At 40.3% G+C, this 19,656-nt stretch carries 17 protein-coding genes and 1 pseudogene; 12 read left to right on the forward strand and 6 right to left on the reverse strand.

Annotation, left to right across the window (positions count from 1 at the left end; translation table 11 throughout):
- The first annotated feature begins 253 nt into the window (after positions 1-253).
- The 10 genes from IM509_RS09840 (at position 254) to IM509_RS09885 (ending at position 10,252) form a co-directional block, all read left to right on the forward strand.
- On the forward strand, positions 254-538 hold the full coding sequence (locus tag IM509_RS09840) for a transposase (protein WP_185237609.1): 285 nt from the start codon (positions 254-256) through the stop codon (positions 536-538).
- Between the two features lie 288 nt (positions 539-826).
- Positions 827-1,801: a PEP-CTERM sorting domain-containing protein gene (locus IM509_RS09845; protein WP_185237608.1), complete on the forward strand. Its 975-nt coding sequence runs from the start codon at positions 827-829 to the stop codon at positions 1,799-1,801.
- An 85-nt stretch (positions 1,802-1,886) separates the two neighbouring features.
- A complete protein-coding gene (locus IM509_RS09850; protein ID WP_249264929.1) occupies positions 1,887-3,413 on the forward strand; it encodes an efflux RND transporter periplasmic adaptor subunit in 1,527 nt (508 codons plus the stop codon).
- Positions 3,414-3,795: 382 nt separating this feature from the next.
- Positions 3,796-6,894 carry an efflux RND transporter permease subunit gene (locus IM509_RS09855; RefSeq protein WP_052277684.1) on the forward strand — a complete coding sequence of 1,033 codons (3,099 nt, stop codon included), beginning with the start codon at positions 3,796-3,798 and terminating at the stop codon, positions 6,892-6,894.
- Between the two features lie 826 nt (positions 6,895-7,720).
- A complete protein-coding gene (locus IM509_RS09860) occupies positions 7,721-8,254 on the forward strand; it encodes a hypothetical protein (RefSeq protein ID WP_012265816.1) in 534 nt (177 codons plus the stop codon).
- A 198-nt stretch (positions 8,255-8,452) separates the two neighbouring features.
- Positions 8,453-8,668, forward strand: coding sequence for a precorrin-6A/cobalt-precorrin-6A reductase (locus tag IM509_RS09865; RefSeq protein WP_052277683.1), 216 nt, complete (start codon positions 8,453-8,455; stop codon positions 8,666-8,668).
- Positions 8,661-8,942, forward strand: coding sequence for a DUF2470 domain-containing protein (locus tag IM509_RS09870; protein WP_052277682.1), 282 nt, complete (start codon positions 8,661-8,663; stop codon positions 8,940-8,942). The genes IM509_RS09865 and IM509_RS09870 overlap by 8 nt, the downstream gene beginning before the upstream one ends.
- Positions 8,943-8,996: 54 nt before the next feature.
- Complete coding sequence (locus tag IM509_RS09875) at positions 8,997-9,209, forward strand: hypothetical protein (RefSeq protein WP_052277681.1); 213 nt, start codon at positions 8,997-8,999, stop codon at positions 9,207-9,209.
- Positions 9,206-9,559, forward strand: a complete 354-nt coding sequence (locus IM509_RS09880; RefSeq protein WP_045357333.1) for an NINE protein — start codon at positions 9,206-9,208, stop codon at positions 9,557-9,559. Before IM509_RS09875 ends, IM509_RS09880 begins: the two co-directional genes overlap by 4 nt.
- Positions 9,560-9,565: 6 nt before the next feature.
- Complete coding sequence (locus IM509_RS09885; RefSeq protein WP_052277680.1) at positions 9,566-10,252, forward strand: helix-hairpin-helix domain-containing protein; 687 nt, start codon at positions 9,566-9,568, stop codon at positions 10,250-10,252.
- Positions 10,253-10,267: 15 nt separating this feature from the next.
- Here the strand turns inward: IM509_RS09885 and IM509_RS09890 are convergent, their stop codons facing one another.
- Positions 10,268-11,044 (reverse strand): SDR family NAD(P)-dependent oxidoreductase, encoded by a 777-nt coding sequence (locus tag IM509_RS09890; protein WP_185237607.1) that lies wholly within the window; start codon positions 11,042-11,044, stop codon positions 10,268-10,270.
- A 148-nt stretch (positions 11,045-11,192) separates the two neighbouring features.
- On the opposite strand from IM509_RS09890, the gene isiD reads away from it, so the two are divergent.
- Both isiD and IM509_RS09900 read left to right on the forward strand, forming a co-directional pair.
- A complete protein-coding gene (isiD, locus tag IM509_RS09895) occupies positions 11,193-11,405 on the forward strand; it encodes a protein IsiD (protein WP_002732311.1) in 213 nt (70 codons plus the stop codon).
- Positions 11,406-11,569: 164 nt separating this feature from the next.
- A complete protein-coding gene (locus IM509_RS09900; RefSeq protein ID WP_185237606.1) occupies positions 11,570-12,568 on the forward strand; it encodes an adenosine kinase in 999 nt (332 codons plus the stop codon).
- 533 nt (positions 12,569-13,101) lie between these two features.
- Here the strand turns inward: IM509_RS09900 and IM509_RS09905 are convergent.
- The 5 genes and pseudogenes from IM509_RS09905 to IM509_RS09925 form a co-directional block, all read right to left on the reverse strand.
- A pseudogene (locus IM509_RS09905) lies at positions 13,102-13,377 on the reverse strand (hypothetical protein).
- Between the two features lie 257 nt (positions 13,378-13,634).
- Complete coding sequence (locus IM509_RS09910; protein WP_185237605.1) at positions 13,635-17,600, reverse strand: WD40 repeat domain-containing protein; 3,966 nt, start codon at positions 17,598-17,600, stop codon at positions 13,635-13,637.
- Positions 17,587-18,591, reverse strand: a complete 1,005-nt coding sequence (locus IM509_RS09915; RefSeq protein WP_185237604.1) for a hypothetical protein — start codon at positions 18,589-18,591, stop codon at positions 17,587-17,589. The genes IM509_RS09910 and IM509_RS09915 overlap by 14 nt, the downstream gene beginning before the upstream one ends.
- Positions 18,592-18,776: 185 nt before the next feature.
- Positions 18,777-19,280 carry a hypothetical protein gene (locus tag IM509_RS09920; RefSeq protein ID WP_185237603.1) on the reverse strand — a complete coding sequence of 168 codons (504 nt, stop codon included), beginning with the start codon at positions 19,278-19,280 and terminating at the stop codon, positions 18,777-18,779.
- Between the two features lie 90 nt (positions 19,281-19,370).
- On the reverse strand, positions 19,371-19,656 hold a 286-nt coding region (locus IM509_RS09925; RefSeq protein WP_272079439.1), incomplete at its 5' end, for a hypothetical protein.

Raw genomic sequence — 19,656 nt, forward strand, 5'->3', positions numbered from 1 at the left:
CTAGACCCGAACTAACTTTTGCATCGGTGTCATCAACGCCCTATTTTACGTCCTCTGTAGGTAATGCGCGTGGCGGTGGCTGCCCCAGGACTACCCGACGAGACAGTATAAGCTGCCCGCGCATTTAAATTGCTTGTTGAGATGAGGCACTCTTGCACTCTTGCACTCTTGCAAGAGGCAAAAGTAAAGGGATTAGGGGAGATTTAGCTAATCTAAGGATAGGCGGTTAAGATGCGTCTTAGCTTACTACTACTTGAGAAAGTGGACTCAAGACGGAACATGGCTGAAAATCCATAACTGTCTCCGGGATTACGTCAGGACGATGGAAGGTCATCTAACGGCGGCGAGCGCGGGAGTTTTAGACAGCCAATCGGTCAAAACCGCCACGATGATTAATCAAGAGGTGGGTTATGATGCGGGGAAACGGATTAAAGGAAGAAAGAGATTCACATTAGTCGATACCTTCGGGCTGTTAATCGCAGTCAAAGTCGTCTTCTGCCAAAGATTCTCCATTTTGCTGAGGACTTTCCTATTTTAAACTAGATATAAGTGGGTGGGTGGAATTAAATATAAGATGAACGTAGGTTGGGTTGAAGCATGAAACCCAACGCCCGCACAGGTTACGGTACCGCTAACCCATCCTACAAATAATTGTGCCTCCCTACTTAGATGATGTCTAGATAGATTGAACTTAAAAAAACTTAATCATCAAATCTAAAATTAATCTATCTAAATCTCTAATCTTCAGCAATTTAGAAATATGCTGATCAGCAAAAACTACAAAAGGTTTTTCAGAATCTCTCTATTTTGAATTAGGAAAAAACTCATGTCTATGCGTCATTTTGCTTTATTGCTTGGGCTAACTACCGCTGGAACAGCCACTTTATTAGCTCCCCTTCCCACTCGTGCTGCTAGTTGTGAAACAGGTGATTTATTTGATTTTAGTTCCATCCAATTTATTGCAACTCGGCCTATTGCTTCTAATAACTGTTTGCGGTTATTTGGAAAACGAACAGACCCGACTCCTCAAGGATTTGTGGGCTATGGCGCCGGTCACACTGAAACCAGTTTAAATTCACCCGGAAATCCAGCCCCCTATTATGCTGCGGGGATTGATTTTAGTCCCGAAAATTTGGTTAATCCTTTAGGAGCAACCCGAGCCGCCACATTGTTAAATAATATTACAGGATTTTCTAACTTTGCGACTTTCCTCACCAATAACAGTATTAATGTCGGTCGTATTGGCTTTAGTTTTGGTCCTAAAAACGGGGATTTTACCAAGAGTTGGAATTTAGGAGATGATATCAATGGACAGAACTATTTTTCCTCTCCTACATCTTCTCTAGAAGAACGCATTTATGCCGCTAATCCTAAGGAAGTAGAAAGCTTTTTATTGTTGGACAACACTAAAATTCTTAGCTTTGGTTATAGCGATATTTATTCATTCTTAGAATATGGCGCAACCACCGCTCCTGATGATGACTCTGAAGCGATTATTAGTGATCCCTTTAGTGTTTCTAAGGTAGCTGGCCTGCTCGGAGAATTTGACGGATTAGCCAATGCTTTCTTAGTCGATGTGGGTTCTAATAAAGTACAATTAGTCAGTGAAGATGCCGCCGTTGTCCCAGATGACGTTTTTATCGATCCCTCAATTGGCCCATTAAATCCCGTGGTTTCTATTCAATTTCCCCTGCAACTGAGAATTGTTTCGACTCCTGAACCTTCTGTTACCCTTGGCTTAATGAGTTTAGGCATTATTGCCGTAGGGTGTCGTTTGAAAAATAAAATTCGGAAAGAATAGGACAGCAGTTGTAGATAAGCTGAGACCCATCCCCGTCTTCACGTTAAATTCTTTAATGAATAGACTTATGCCAGATAACCATCCTATGTCACCTCCTATGTCGGAATATCCCCTAAAAATCACTGCCACCTCTTCTGAACCTCAAAAACAATCAAAACGCCGTTTCCAAGGGGTTCGGCGATGGTATCTTGGGGGACTTTTATTGTTAGGAGTCGGTTATGGGATTGGGTCAATCAGTCAACCAACTCAACCAATCGCCCCTTCGGTTGCTGAAAATAAACATCTTCTCCCCGTTGAAATCGACCAGCTAGTACAGGTCAATGCTTATCAACAGTCTCGAACTTACACTGGGGAAATTGTCGCTCAAAATACCAGTGATTTAGGGTTTGAACGAGGAGGAACAATGACTCAACTGCTGGTGACAGAAGGACAATGGGTGAATCAAGGAACGCCCCTTGCTCGTTTAGATGACCGTCAATTAATCGCCCAAACACAAGACTTATTAGCCCAAAAACAACAGGCTTTAGCACAATTAAAAGAAATGGAGGCGGGTTCTCGTGCTGAAACCATTGCCGCAGCCCAAGCAAATTTGGCTCAAGAAAAAGCTCAACTACAAGAGATGGAAGTGGGACCTCGCACTGAAACCATTGCGGCAGCCCAAGCGCGTTTGAAAACCCTGCAAGCACAATTAGCTTTGGCTCGTAGTAAACAGGAGCGACGACAGAATCTTTATACGCAAGGGGCTATTTCTCGTGAACAGTTTGACGAAGTGGTCACAGATATGGATAGTCAACAGGCAAGGGTTAATGAAGCCCAGAGCCAATTAGATGAGCTATTAGCAGGAACACGCCCTGAAATCTTAACTCAACAGCGAGCAAGGATTAAACAGGCTCAAAGTCAACTGGATGAGTTGTTAGCAGGGACTCGCAGGGAAGTGATTGAAGCCCAAAAAGCAGCTATTAAACAGCTAGATAGTCGTTTAGCTAGTATTGAACTTGATTTAGAAAAGACCGTTCTTAAAGCCCCTTTTTCGGGCAAAATTCAAAAACGTTATCTCGATCAAGGAACGGCGGTACAAGCGGGTCAAGGGGTGGTGCGTTTGGTACAATTAGACGGCGTTAAAGCCCATATTGGTGTTCCTACGTCCCTGACTTCTGAGATTAAGATCGGACAATCACAAACCCTAAAAATTGACCAAAAATCTTATTCAGCGACCGTTAAGGCAATTTTACCTGAACTAGATGCTGCTAGTCGTACCGTGACGGTGGTTTTTCAAGTTAAAGGAGCAGGAAGTAGCGGCGAGGCTACCTCACCGCTGCTAACCACTGGACAAATTGTCACCTGGAAATGGCAACAAAACATTAATACTTCGGGTTATTGGCTACCTAGTACCGCTCTTGTTAAGGGAATTCGAGGATTATGGTCGATTTATGTCCTAGGAGATGGGAATGCAGCCCAAGGATTTGTCGTAGAACGTCGGGATGTGGAGGTTTTATACACCGATGGGGAGCGAGTTCTCGTGCGAGGAACATTAGACGGAACCGAAAAAGTGATTACTAATGGCACAAATCGCATTATTTCGGGGCAAAAGGTAACAATTAGTAAACAGTAAACAGTGAGCAGAACGTAGGTTGGGTTGAAGCATGAAACCCAACGCCCGATTATGTTACGCTACCGCTAACCCATCCGACAAATAATTGTGCCTCCCTACTTAGGGTTTGCTGAATAAATCTAAAAACCTTGTTGGGTAAGACTTTTAGACTTTTGGGAAATCAAAAAGTACCAGATCTGGGAGTGATCGCGGAGAAAATTCCGGGACTTTTTCCCTGAAAATTAGGTAATTGACCACCTGAAAATGGGTAAAACCCTACACCCCACACCCTACACCCCACACCCTGCCCCCAGGAAAAACTTTTTGCCGCAAACCCTACTTATTACTTATTACTTTCTCCCCCGAACTTCATAATTCTCAATTCTTAATTCATCATTCTCCTATGTCTTCCATCTTTTATAAAAACGTCCGATTATTAGTTTTAACTATTTTGGCGATCGCCGTTTGGGGCTTATCTTCCTTTTTCAGTTTACCTCGTATGGAAGATCCCGAATTAACCCCTCGTTTTGCGGTCATTAACACCCAATTTCCAGGCGCAACCCCTGAACGAGTAGAAACGCTAGTTACTGATAAATTAGAACAAGCTTTACTAGAAGTTGAAGAAATTCAAAATATTGATTCTACCTCTCAGCTTGGCTTCTCCAGCATTACCATTGAATTAAATGACCAAATTACCGATGTTGATCCCGTTTGGTCACAAATTCGTGATAAAGTCAATGATGCTGTTTCTCAATTACCATCGGGAACTTCTCTCCCTGAATTTGAAGAATCAAAACCCAAAGCCAACGCCTTAATTGTTGCTTTAACTTGGCAATTATCAAGCCCTCCGAATTATGGCATTTTGAGCCGTTGGGCGCAAGAATTAGAAGATGATTTACGGTTAATTGAAGGAACAGAAAAAGTTGAATTATTTGGCAATCCTACGGAGGAAATTCGAGTTGAAGTTGCTCCCCAACAATTAACCCATTTAGGATTAACCATACAGTCCCTATCTCAACAAATCTTAGAAAGTGATGCCAAAGTTGCTGCCGGCCAATTACGAAGCGAACAAAGTAACTTATTGCTGGAAATTGAAGGAGAATTAGATTCTTTAGACCGTTTAAATCGTTTATCAATTAAATCAGGTTCGTCTAGTCAAGTAGTGCGATTAGGTGATATTGCAAATATTAGTAAAGGAATTGAAGATCCCCCCAGAGAAGTCGCGATGATTAAGGGAAAACGGGCGATCGCAATTGCTGCTTTTGTGGAATCTGATAGACGCTTAGATTCTTGGATGACAGTCGCCAAGGCTAAGTTAGAAAGATTTGAAAAAAACCTTCCTCAAGGAATTGGCCTACACATTATCTTTAATCAAAGTCGTTATGTGCAGCAACAACTGGACTCGGTTTTATCAAACCTGATTATTGGTGCTATCTTGGTTTTTGGGATCACCTTTGTGGTCATGGGCTGGAAGTCATCTTTAATCGTGGGAACATCCCTTCCTTTATCAGTTTTGATGGTTTTTGGCAGTATGAAGGTGTTAGGCATTCCCCTACATCAAATTTCGGTGACAGGGTTAATTATCGCTTTGGGATTATTAATTGATAATGCGATTATTGTGGTTGATGAGGTGCAAATGGCTTTAAAAGAAGAAGAAGGTATATCACCGCTCAAAGCCGTTGCTACTACCGTACATCATATTTTTATTCCCTTACTCGCTTCTACCTTTACCAGTGTTATCGCTTTTTTGCCCATTGCTACCGCTTCAGGAGCAACTGGAGAATTTACGGGAACGATTGGAGTAACCGTAATTTTAGCCCTAATTAGCTCGTTTATTCTATCTGTCACCGTGATTCCTGCCTTAGCGGGAAGATTACATCATTGGCAACCAACCCCCACAAATGGATATTGGTGGCAAAGCGGATTTACCCATTCTCGTTTAACCTCCCTTTATAAGTGGAGTTTAGATCGCACTTTTCAACGTCCCTTATTAGCGATCTCCCTTATTCTTATTCTTCCCTTATGGGGTTTTATTAGCTTTCCTACCCTACAACAACAGTTTTTTCCCCCCACCGATCGCGAACAATTTCATTTAACCTTTGAATTACCCATCAGTGCGTCTTTACCCGAAACCCAGTCTCAAGTGATGCAAGCCCGAAAGTTAATCTTACAGCATCCTGAAATTCAAGACGTTCAATGGTTTATTGGGAAAAGTGCGCCCTCTTTTTACTACAATGTCTTACAAAATCGAGAACAATCTCCTAATTATGCTCAAGGAATTGTTCAACTTCAGAAAAACGTCAAGTCGGGTGGGTTAATTCGCACCTTACAGCAAGAATTAGATCAAGCCTTTCCCCAAGCGCAAATTATTGTCCGACAATTAGAACAGGGTCCTCCTTTTGATGCACCGATTGAATTACGCTTATATGGGTCAGATTTAGCCCAATTACAGGCTTTAGGCGATCAAGTTCGCGCCGAATTAGCTAAAACCCCTGATATTATCCATACTCGCGCCACTTTAAGCGAAAGTTTGCCCAAATTAGCTGTCAATCTTAATGAAGAAAAGCTACGTTTAGCAGGGTTAGATAAAAGAGCCGTTGCTCGTCAATTAGACACCAGTTTAGAGGGAACAGTCGGAGGCTCGATTTTAGAAGGAACAAAAGAACTACCTGTGAGAGTTCGGACTTCTAATCGTCAACGGAGCAATCTAGCTGAAATTAGCTCATTAAACCTCTTATCTTCAGGAAATTCTGCAACTTCATCGACAATTGTTCCCTTATCAGCGGTGGGAAATGTGGAAATTGTCCCCGATATTGTTGCTATTTCACGTCGTAATGGCCAACGGATGAATACCATACAGGGTTTTATTCCGGCTGGTGTATTACCAGAACAAGTACTCTCTGAGTTTGAAAAACGATTAGAAATGAGTAATTTTCAGTTACCCTATGGTTATTCATGGGATTTTGGCGGAGAACAAGGAGAACGTCAGGATGCTTTAAGTAATTTGATTGCAACTCTTGGGGTTTTAGCGATCGTTATGGTGGCCAGTTTAGTCCTCACTTTTAATTCTTTCCGTATGGCTAGTATTATTATCATAGTTGCCATTTTATCTTTAGGATTAGGTTTAGGATCATTGGCCTTGTTTAATTATCCTTTTGGGTTTACAGCGATTTTAGGGATCATTGGACTTTTAGGAATCTGTGTTAATGATTCAATCGTAATTCTTGACGCTTTGCGTCATGATGCTCAAGCCAGCCTTGGTTCACGTCGAGCAACTCGAAATGTGGTGATTCGTGCAACTCGTCATGTGGTAGCGACCACCTTAACCACGATAATGGGGTTTATCCCTTTATTATTTGATCCCAGTGGTTTTTGGCCACCTCTTGCGATTAGTATTGTCGGTGGGTTAGGTGGCGCCACTTTAATAGCGTTATATTTTGTTCCTTCCGTATATCTACTCTTAGGTCGTAAAAACCTTACACAGAGTGCTAAACCGCAGTAACGGTATGATTATCGCAGTCATTTTGTCCTGCCATCAAGAGTGAGGAAGAGTCTTAACTCATCGTCCGCTCATTTTTGGGAGCAAGATGGGGTCGAAGAGGTGGAAAGGCGTTGTCAAATTGAAAGATGATCCGAATCAGCTTGGAACTGAAATTACCTTGATAGCAAGGATTGCATTGCATCTTTCATATTCTGATCTGACAACGCCAACTACTGAGCGTTCGACAAAAGCTCACGCCGAAGTCTCACACCGAAGTCTCACGCCGAGGTCCGAACGGGTGTGGGGTTTTAAGCTAAGAGGCATTTTAATCGCCTATCCGATTAGCTGAATCTCTCCCCATCCCTTTACTGTTGCCTCTTGTTTCATCTAAACAAGCAATTTAACTGTGCGGGCAGCCCTGGATCTTACCTAAAATGTCGGATGAATGCCCCCGCTAGATTTTTCGACAAGATACTCACCTTTGCGGGGGATGAAATCCGACCAGAATATCAATGACCCTGAGCGAAGCCGAAGGGTCAACCCCAGAGCATCGGTTTAATTCCACCATCTGTGGGTAAACTCTGTTATCGAAAAAATCGGGTCTAAAACCTCGCCTTAAGGCGAAAAGTTTTGGGAGCGGGGCATAAATCCCCGTTACAAAAACGGCCGACCGCCCCCTGCCGACCGCCCCCTGCCTTCGTTAATGATGTCTGTCATCCCCAAGCTCAAATTATCTGGCAATTAGCGATTAATTAGGCTACTCTAACTAATATCCCCCCCATTGGCCTCGATTTAGAACTGGCTTTTATCCGTCCCCACCTTATCATCGATTTTTTTCCAGAATCTTATGTCTGAAACTATCACTCCCGCCATTAGCGATCGCATCTGTAAACACAGGAATAAAGATCACGGTGATGCCGTGCTTTTCTACTTAGGTCTATCGGCAGTATTATTAAGCTTACATCTACCGGCAGCGGCGCAAAATTGTCGGCCACTTTCTCTATTAGGCGGTGAAGGTAGTGAAGTTACGAAAACTGTCTCACAACCCACTGTTCCAGGGCCTTTCGGTGTCACGATAACTCGTAATAATTGGAATACCGATTGGGCAGTGCCGGGGGGGAGAAGTTTTCAGAGGTTTATCGTTACGGTTTCTGTTCCCCGGGCTGCTTCCTTTGATATCCGGCTGTTTCTCAAGTATAGCGATCAAACTAACGAGGAATTTTTTAATACTAATGGAGTACGAATCGAACCTGATAAACCCTTAACAATTACTGCTACAGTACGGGCAAATGATCAACCTTTCTTAGTCAATCTTTTTGTCAATGGTATTCAGCATATCGGTAATACCTACACCGCTTCTGTTGTCGGTTGTGAACGATAAAATACATAGGGTGTACTGAAAAAGTTTGTTAGTGGGGACTGGGTGTGAGATTTTAAGCTAAGAGGCATTTTAATCGCCTATCCTGAGATTAGCTGAATCTCACCCAATCCCTTTACTATTACCTCTTGTTTCATCTCAACAGGCAATTTAACTGCACGGGCAGCCCCAGACTTTACTCTCTGCCCCGATTGACCATAAGTGGGACAATTAGAGCAATGCACAATTAAGGATTTTTGTCAAGAAAATAATATTAAACTTATTATTGATACCTGCCATCCTCACGCCCAAATTATCTGGCAATTAGCGATTAATTACGCTACCCTAGCTAATATCCCCCCCATTGGCCTCGATTTAGAACTGGCTTTTATCTGTCCCCACCTTATCATCGATTTTTTTCCAGAACATTATGTCTGAAACTATCACTCCCGTCATTAGCGATCGCATCTGTAAACACATGAATAAAGATCACGGTGATGCCGTGCTTTTCTACGCTCAAGTTTACGGTAATATTACCGATGCAGAAACCGCTCAAATGCTCTCCATCGATCCCGAAGGCATGGATTTAGCCATAGAAAAATTAGGGGAGAGTCAAACAATTAGAATACCTTTTGAGCGCACCCTAGAATCAGCCAAGGATGCCCATAATATTCTGGTTGAGATGCTAAAAGTTAATCAAACCAACTTTTGACAAAGAGCGATTTTGCGACTATCACCGAAAAAGACCAACCTAGAGAATTAGCCCATGAATCAGGTTAATAGTACGGTAATAAAAATACCCAAGTCTGGCTGGCGTTTACTGCCTTTTTTAGTCTTGGGTGTGCTAGTTTTTGCCTTTAATTCCTCCCTAGAATTAAATTATCTAATCAAGGGTTATATTACTCTCTTGGAATTACAGGCAGGCATCGTGGTTTTATACTTTCTTTTGGCTAAATTAGGGAAATCTCAAAAATTATGAGAAATAGAACTATAGCGGCTTTACTAGCCTTTTTTCTTGGTTATCTTGGCATCCATAAGTTTTATCTAGGGGAGAATTTGGCAGGTATTTTTTATCTACTTTTCTTCTGGACTTTTATCCCCGGCATCATTGCTTTTTTTGAATTTATTGGTTTAATCATCATGTCAGATCAAGCTTTTGATGCTAAATATAATCCTAACTATCTCCCCAGCAGTAGAGAGCGAGGACTGCCAGAATCAGCCCAGCAAAAAACCGCTACTTTACTCCAGCTTAAAAAACTTTACGATCAGGGAATTATTACTGCTGAAGAATACGAAGAAAAACGCAGAAAATATTTAGATTCTCTTTAAAAAAATATGTCTAATCTCTCTCCTCGCCCTCCCGAATCTTCCGAGTGGATCTGGCTATCTTTAGTCCCAGTTTTCGGGGGACTTGCCATTGCTAATGCTGGCAAAAAAACTAATAACCAAAGTTGGTTATCCGTCGGCATTGCCTTGACAATTATCTCCCTTATTTTCCTTACACAAGAGTCTTTTATCGTAATTTGGTTTGCCCAAATCGGACTGGGTTTATACATCCGTCAACAGCTTAATTCCCATCCAATAGCTTCGGGAAATAGAACCAATTCCAGACAGTCATCCTCTCCTCTCGAAAAAATTGATATTAACAGCTGTTCCACCAACGATCTGGTTTATAAATTAGGGTTGCCGATTGTCTATGCCAATGATATCGTTTCTGTCCGTAACGAAGGACATATTTTTACCCATTTAGAAGAATTACACTTCCTAGCTGGTTTACCAGAAAATTATCTCAAAAAATTAGAACCTTTGGTTATCTTTGCCTACGATATTCGCCAAGAAGTTGACGTTTCTTGGCGTTGTTTAAACTACTACTCCGTTGCGGAATTAGTCAATCTCGGTCTTGACTTTTCCGTGGCTGATAAAATTGTCGCCGAAAGAGAAAAAAACGGTGTCTATCGTTCGGCCATCGAAGTAAGAAACCGGACAGGTATTCCCTTAAAATCCTATCAGCAATTGCTCTAATTCGCTTGATTCTAGTTATAGCTTGAATTGCTTTTCTATCAAAGACAGGATCCAACTTCTGGGCAAAAAACGGGGCAGATTGACGATAATTTTATTAGCCAATTTACCAGCTACCACGTTGGGGCGTTTGTTTGCCAAGGCAGTTAAAGCCTCTTGTACCACCACTTCCGCCGAATCTAACCGGCGGTTTTTGCCCATAAAGGCACTGGGAAATCGGGCCACCTCAAAAAAATTAGATTCCGTCGGACCGGGGCAAAGAGCGAGGATTTCAACGCCTTTGTCTTTATTTTCTGCCCAGAGAGACTCGCTAAAACTGAGGACAAAAGCTTTTGTCGCCGCATAAACGGAAAGATAGGGCAGCGGTTGAAACCCGGCAATGGAAGCAACATTGATAATTGCCCCCCCAGCACCAGCAAGCATCGGACGAAGAAAATAGTGGCTTAATTCCACCAGTACCAGATTATTTAACTGGATCATTTCTAACTGTCGGGCTAAATCCTGTTCGCTAAAAGCCCCATAATCACCAAAACCGGCATTATTGACCAGTAAATCAACGTTGATTCCTTTTTGGTTCACCGTATCATATACTAGCTTTCCCGCTCCAGCAACGGTCAGATCTTGGACGATAACCGTCACTTTTACCCCGTATTGTTCCCCCAATTCCGCTGCTAATTGTTCTAGTTTATCCCTAGATCTAGCGACTAAAATTAGCTCCATTTGCCGTTGGGCAAGTTGACGGGCAAAGACGACACCGATACCGGTGGAAGCACCGGTAATGAGGGCTGTTTTCATAGAAGATCAACCAAAAATAGCTTTTTTGCTGGAATTGTACCACAATTACCCTTCCATTTACAGTTCTTAACTTGGCGGTCAAGGCATTTTTTCAACTCAGAATATATGTTAGGCTAGAAATAGAACAAAGGTCGAGGAAGGTGCAGAAATGACAGTTATAAGCTTCACTGATCAAGATATTGCCAAATATACCGCCGCTGATATTGCTTCTTTAGCCGAACGACTAGAAAAAGATGAGTATAGTAACCCTTTCGAGGCTTTGCGGGATTGGCATCTGTTGCGAGCGATCGCTTTTCAAAGGCAGGAATTAGCCGAACCTTATCTTTATCTGTTGGATCTAGAAGCCTACGATGAGGCTTAAAGTGGCTTCGTTAAACAAAACTTAACACAAATTACTGGGGGTGTGAGACTAGCACACCCATTATTTTTGTTTATGGTATTCTCCGGCTGAAAACAGCCCCTAGCTTTTTGCCCCTTATTTCCCTACTATCAATAACAAAGTATTTTTAGGCGATCGACTAAATTATGGGCAAACAATACAACGTTTATGGGATCGGTAACGCGCTCGTCGATATGGAATTTCAAGTCTCTCCTGAATTACTGCAAGAATTAGGCATCGATAAAGGAGTGATGACGCTGGTGGACGAAAATCGTCAAACCCAGTTGATGGAAAAATTGGCTTTTGATTGTAAACGCAGCGGCGGCGGATCGGCGGCGAATACCCTAGTAGCGATCGCTCAGTTGGGGGGTAGAGGTTTCTATTCCTGTAAAGTGGGCAATGACGAATTGGGCAAGTTTTATCTACAAGATCTGCGGGCCTGTGGTTTGCATACCAATGAACACGGCGGCGAAAAAGAGGTGGGAATCACGGGAAAATGTCTAGTTTTTGTGACTCCCGATGCTGATCGCACCATGAATACTTTTCTCGGCATCACTGGGGAAATTTCCGAACGGGAATTAGTCCCCTCAGCGATCGCTAATGCCGATTATCTCTATCTCGAAGGTTATCTCGTCACCTCTCCCACTGCCAAAGCTGCCGCTATTAAAGGGCGAGAAATTGCTCAGGCTGCTGGAGTTAAAACCGCTTTATCCCTGTCGGATCCCAATATGGCGATCTTCTTCCGGGAGGGATTACTGGAAATGATCGGAACCGGGTTAGATTTCGTTTTCGCTAATGAGTCGGAAGCTTTGACTATTTCCGGCAGCGAGGAAATCGAGTCAGCGATCGCCTATTTTAAAACCATTGCCAAAGGATTCGCTATCACCCGGGGTGCTAGTGGTTCTTTGATCTATGATGGCGAAAATCTGCTGGAAATCGACCCCCATCCCGTACAGGCGATCGATACCGTCGGTGCAGGGGATATGTATGCAGGTGCGTTTCTCTACGGTATTACCCACGGTATGGGTTACAAAGGAGCGGGAAATCTCGCTTCTCTAGCGGCTGCCCGGGTGGTTTCTACTTTTGGAGCGCGTTTACAAACCGAGGAAATTCAATCCCTGCGCGATTCGATCGTTTTGGGATAGGTTTTGTCGGCGATCGGGAGTCAGTAGTCAGGTTTTTTCTCCCTGCTCCCTGCTCATAGACAGTCTTAACCAGTAATTTAGATAGGGTTTGCTGAATAAATTTGAAATGTAGGCAAAGTAAGGGTTTTTGGGCTTTACGAGCGAAACAGGTGCAAGATTTTGAGAGAATCGTCGTTCAAAACCTTGCGTCTTCATCGGCCCGCGTCCTGTAGGGGCGAAGCATTCGGGCAATAACCTATCGGTGAAAACGTAGATTTTCTATCCGAATGCTTCGCCCGTACTTATTCAGCAAACCCTAGATAGTCATACTAAATCCTGTTTAAAAGGTATAGGAGGGCGGGGAGAAGGGAGCGGGTTTTTCAAGTGGGATTGGGGGTTAATCATGCTATGAAAAACCGATTCAGTATAACGGTAAAGTTAGACCGTCTTCACCGATAACTTTGGCTGAGTCATAGCGCTTCAATTGTAACGCGCCCACCTTCCACTGCCTCAATCTGAAGTTTAAAGCCATACAAAAGACCCATCCCCACACATCATACGGGTTTTCTCTGGCTGCGACTGCCAAAACGGAAGACGGCTCTATGTCCAATCCGAATCAGCCAAGGTTGAGCATCAGGGACACGCTCCTAGAGATGATCGGTAGCAGTAATCGTATCGTCGGCAAGCTCAAACGCTCCAGTTTCGATGTCGATCGCCACAATTCTCCCCTGATTTCCCTCCTCCACTTGAGAACGTACCTGAGATTCATAAATCTCATTACCACGTCGAGCGAATTCTTCTTTGCTGTAGCGGGGTTGTCGAACTGTCATTGGCTTGACCCTGGGGCAACTTTTGCCCTCTATTTTAACCTAAACATCGGGAATCTTCGCTAACATTCCCCAACTAGGCCTACAAGGGCGGCATCGCACTTAAACCCACAGCTTCAATCAATGGGCATGGTGCGTTCCCCAAAAATCGATCGCTGGAGCAGTAGCACTTGCATTAGGGAACGCACCCTACAAGATCGGCGATCGCAATAAATAAATTTCAGGACTTTAGTTAATAGTGAAAATACGAAGAGGGGACTTCAATTTGTGCGGGTTCTAACCTGAATTATAAGCCTTTGAAGTCCTTCATCAACAATTGAAAGAGGAAGAATGAATAAGATATAAATTAAGCCAAACATAGCACCAGCAATAATCCCTGCACCTATTAACCCTAAAGCACCTCCCATTAAAAAGCCAATGATTGAACAAATATTAACAAGGCTAGAAGATATGAATTTAAGAAATGTTGAACCGAAGAACGAATTTACAATAATCCCAATAATTACACCTAAAGTCAAACTTATTAGTGGAGGATTTTTCAACGAGTAAGACTCGTCTGAGTGAAAGGCAATATTCCATATAGATATACCTAATACCACTGGTATGGTTGCATCCCAATATACTGAATCACTATAATGATTCATGACTAGAGCAAACACAATACCGCAAGAAATTGATATAAAATAGACAACCTTTTTTAAAGGTACTAGCCAATTACTAGCATCAATAATTCTAGAAAACAAAATAGAAAATACAACAGACCAGTAAATAGAACCAAGAATTTGATGACTTCCTAGTAGAGGTGACAAAGAACTGCCTATAAGTACAATAGGATTAATAAAATCTAATGGCTGGGCTCTAACATATCTTTCTATTTTTGTAAAGATAAATACAAAAAAGCTTGCTATAATAAAAAGAATCCAATACTCTTTAGAAGCAAGATTTCTACCATTTATAGAACCTATGTCTGCAAGAATTGGAGTAATAAAAAAGGCAGGGAAAAGGAATAATAATACTTTAAATGTATTTTCTGTATTTTTAGATATTCTGTTCAAGTTTGTTCTAGCCTTGCCAGCTAAACTCCGCATTGCCGCAGCACACAACCATAATGTTATTGATAAAACTATAATTGCTCTTATGGAATATGTAGAAATTGATAAGTTGAAATAAGGAGGAATCAGGTTAAGCAAATAAATTGAAATTAGCTCTATTTGAGTTAGAGAATTGACGATGATAAAAGCAAAAGGAATAAAGAAATTAAAAATAAATAATTTTAAATGCGGAAACTTACTAATTGATTGCTTTTCTTCTAAGTCTAAGATTTTTTTATATAATTCAAGAGATATAATGTTATCTTCAAATGTTAAATTTGAGCTTAACTTATCTACTGAGGCAATCATGGCTAAATCAAGAGATTTGTCAAATTCGATATTTTCGATTTGAAGTATATGAGCATTATTAAATTCATCACCAACCGCAATTGTTTTTCCATCAGGTGAAATAGCACAACAGTTCAAAAGAGTCTCAAAAGAAAAACTAGATAGAAGCTTAGGACGATATTTTATTGTCTGATCTCCAAACATTGGTAGGTCTTGCTGAAAAAGATCATGCAAATCCCAGAGCATGACAGTGGAGTCATGATAGGAGCAGGTAACAAGATATCGATTATCAGGAGTTACAACAATATCAGTAATTGGCTGTCCATGCCCATCTGTACGACTACTTAAACCATCACCAAACGGAATCGACCCTGTTTTTAAATCAAGAGTCTTACTATTCTCCTGAAATTCAAGATACCATATCTTAACTTCAAGATTTCTTTCGTGAACAGAAAATATTTGCTTCCCATCAAAGGAAAGAATTGCCTTACCCACCCCAAAGCCAGAGTTTGTTGATTGACAATTAAAACTGTTAAGTTCTTTACCTGTTAAAATGTCCCATACCTTAACCGTTCCATCTTGAGAGCCAGATATTGCTCTCTTTCCATCTGGAGTTATCATAACCGATTTTACTTCATCAGTATGACCAATAAGCTCCTTATATAGTAAAGGCTTAACAATAATTTGCCCGTTCCTTAGAATTTTAATTTGCTGTAATTCCCATATTTTTAGAGAATTATCTGCTGATGCAGTAATAATATACTTTGCATCTGGCGTGATTGCTATTGAATTAATATCTCTAATCTTATCCTTTTTTAAAGGATGGCAAAGAAACTCTGTAAGCATTTGCCCTGAAGTAATATCCCAAACATGAACATTACCTTCTCCAGATGATGAAATAATTCTTTGGCTATTAGGTGAAACAGTAATAGATCGGATATATTGATAATCAGAAAAGACCTTGTTTCCATCTATCTCTAATAACTGACTACAATTATCAGCCAAATCAAGAATTTTAATTTTATATTGACCTCTTCCTAAAACGATCTTCTTACCATCTGGTGTAAATGTAATATCATAAACAGTTTTTCCAAACTGAGATTCATCTTCAATCGAATCATCAAAATAAAAGCTCTCCAACTTTTTGAGATCCCATATCTTAATTTTTTTATCTCCTACATAACCAATCATGTCTTGTCCATCAGGAGAGATAATAACTTTCCATTCCCCTCTAATTGCTTGTTCACTAATTTTTGCTATTACATTCGATGTATCTATATCTGTAACAATTAACGTCTTGTCTGATGAGATGGAAATCAACCATTTGCTATCTGGTGTAATCTGTAAACATTGGATATTATCTTGATTCTGTTTATCTATTTTTTTAAGAAATGTTCTTGTTTGAACTGACCATACCCAAAAATGCAAACCACTTTCAAATACTATTATTTCTCCATTCGGCGCAGCTACTAAATTTTTAAATGAGACTCTGATATCATCATCCCAAATTTCAATAGTAGCAACAAAGTTAAGTTTTTTGTCTGTATCTAGTTCATAAATTAATACATCCTCTGCGGATGTTTTGAGAAGCATTTGGTTACTATGGGGTATTTTTTCGACTATATTTGAAATCAATCTAAATGTGGCTCGACTATAGGCGTCATAGGCGTGGTAATTTAAGATTGGATAGGTTGGTATGTGGAGTTCTTTGCCTGTTTTAATATCCCAAACTATAAGACTTTGATCGAAATAGCTAGCAATGATTAGATCACTATCCTCACTAAGGATAAAAGAATGAAGTATTTCTCCGATATCCCAGCGCCATTTGGAGTAACTATCAATAAACTCATCTTCTGATTCTGGGTTTATATTTCGAGAATTCTTCTGTATTTCTGCAAATAAATTCTTCTGTTGTAATGCTACATAGTCCTTATGAACAAGCTGATGTACAGCTAATTTTTTTTCTAAATCCCAAACAATTAGAGTTCCATCCCAAGAACCGCTAATGAAATATTTACCATCTTGAGTAACTGCAATATCAACAATATAGTTGTTATAAAATCTTTGCTGTAGAGAGTATGCAATAGGATCAAGGAAATCTACTTGAGGGCTTTTGTGGTTGTCAAATCTTCTGATAAAAGTCTCATTCTCCAGATTCCATAATATGATTTCTCCCCACATTTCCCCAGAAATTAGATGTTTTCCATCAGGAGTAATTGCTATGGCAGTAATGTTGCTTCGATGTCCAGTGATTACTCTGTTTAGGTAACTACTTGGATTTGTTAGAGTAGGAAATACTGGTCTGAGCCAAGGTTCATTTTGACTATCTCTTGCTTGATCCAGTAAAGAGCGTATCATCTGAGAAGATGATGAATAAGAAAATCTTCCCCATAGTTGGCCAGCTAGTTGATTTTGAATTTTTCGGTATGTAGAGAAGTTAATGTGTTCAAGTAAATTCTGTTTGCTAGTCTCTTCTGCCTGTGATTCTTCTAGCCAATCTTCCAATCCAGGAAGACCACTACCTAAAGTAGTTGCCAAGCGATAAATTTTTTGTATCGCTTTCAGGTCTGATTTATCCTCTGTAGAAATAGGCAGATCAGAATAATCGACTAAATCGTAGTCTTTAATTAAAGGTTCGACATTTTTAAATGAGACTCTGATATCATCATCCAAAATTTCAATATCTAGTATTGATATCTTTGCAGTAACGAACTGAAAATCTAGTAATATACCTATATATTCATCTAGTTCACAGGTCTTGACAAAGTACCTTGGTAAATCTAAAAGTTCTTCTTTCTCAGAATTAGGTATTGCTTGTAGTTTTAGTAGGAAATTATTTTGAATCACGTAAATTCCTCCAAATCTTGTTGAGTATTCTGGTCTTCTGCTTATTAATTTCTTTGAGATCGATTCCCGCTGCCTGAATAATATCAATACGATTCAAGAAATCCTGAAAACTTTGGTGATAGATTTTGTAACAGATCTCATCTTTAATATTTTGCTTATGAAGAAACTGAAGCCACTCATCTAAAATTTCTTGAACCGTAATATTTGTCTCTTCAATATACTTCGCAATTTGTTCACGAGAGATTGCTCTATATGATTCAGAAAGATGATAAATCACATATAACTTTGTTTTGGGGAGAGGGCTAGACATCATTCCCATGCGCTCCCAGTGTTTTTCGTAATAGTCTTGAAGCCCCTTAGGCAAGGAATCAAGTTTAGTAATACTCTGATAAACCCCCTCTTCAATATTAGGTAGCATATAGCGAAGATACAAAAAATTCTTCTCGCTTTTTTCAGTTATTACATCAATAAATTCATTAATTGAATTTGCAATTATTTCTATTTGCTTACGAAGTGTTTCTGTTTTATTTATTTTTGCTCTAACATAGTTACGAATATCTTGATTGGTATCAGCTTCATACTTAGAATCAAGAAGACTCAGACTTTCATTAGCTAGATGCTTTCCAGATAATTGAGCAGGCGTATCTCGCCTTTCACTCATAATAATGAATACATTTTTAGGCAAATTAGCGGACAAAAAAAGTATATTAGCCCCCTGACAACTATAAGGATCTACTTCATCAAGTGCATCTATTACAATGACTATTTTTTCTTTGCTTTCCTGAGAAGCTTTTTCTAGTGCTGACAAGAGCAAGTTAGAATATTCATTCCTATTGTCATTAAAATCTGCCTTAATATTATGCCTATGATTCAACTGCTCAATAATATTCTCAACAAATTCAGATGCTTTGTCTCTTTCTTTCTTGACATTAAAGTAGGCAATACATTGATTGTCTATAACCCATTGAGCTAGGATTGAACTTTTTCCCATACCAGGATCTCCTGTAAGCAGGAAGTATCCTGATTCTCTACTATTAATGAATTTAGAAATCGCATTAAATACATAAACTCTGCCGATGAAATCTTGAGATTGCTTTTTGATGAGACTTTCAAAATACCCTGAATATTTATGGGATGTTTTAATCGCAGATACATCGGGCGTATTACTGGGAATCTCTACTTTTTTAGGCGATCTCTTGCCTCCCTTATCCAGTTACTAAAGGTGGGTAGATAACGCTGAAAAGTAATCTCCGTATCAAGCTCAGCTTCATAGCTTACCGATACAAACGGTGGTAACATCGAAAATGCAGCCTTTAACTTGGCAGCAGCAGGCTTTCCTGGCTCGTTTAGCTTAGTTAAAATTTTCTGAAGAAGTTCTAGAATTTCTGTTGACGGGACATCATGTGTTTGTCCAGATACTGCTTGTACTTCTATGACGGTTTCTGTAACAATTTGCTGTGCCTCATCATCAGGGATACGCCAATTTGCTACCATTCCTGCAATAATCTCCCATTTTTCCTGCTCAAAATTGTGGATTTCTTTTCTTTTGTCGCGAATTAACTGCTTGAACATAGCTTTATCTTCAGGACGACTTTTAGCCAAAGCACTACGAAGTCCAGTTAGTTGTTCGCGCAAGTCCTGAATATCTAACTCGATCTGTTGAAGTTCTTGGGGAGACATATATATTGAAATTTCTTAACTATATCTACAAATGGCTTTTTGGGTTTTAATTTTTGCAGGGTTGAAGTCAAACTAACTACATATTATAGGTCAACTTTCTCTATAACACTCTTGAAAGTAACAATATGTGGAAACTTTCCGTATATCACTCCATTTAGGTGCGATTGCCAGAACTTTTTCCCATATCACGCCCAAAAGCCTGTTAGCCAGATTAGCATATTGCCAAAAACCTTGTTTAACTAAATTCCTGACAATTAGGCTCATTCTAGCGATGATTCTTCGATCTGACCGCACCCATTGACAAAAATTTACAATTATTCGACCTTTAGCGATCGCTATCGGGGGATAGTTGTTTTTTGTTACAGCAGTGGGGGAG

It is taken from the genome of Microcystis sp. M31BS1 (assembly GCF_020245285.1).
GTDB classification, from domain to species: domain Bacteria; phylum Cyanobacteriota; class Cyanobacteriia; order Cyanobacteriales; family Microcystaceae; genus Microcystis; species Microcystis panniformis.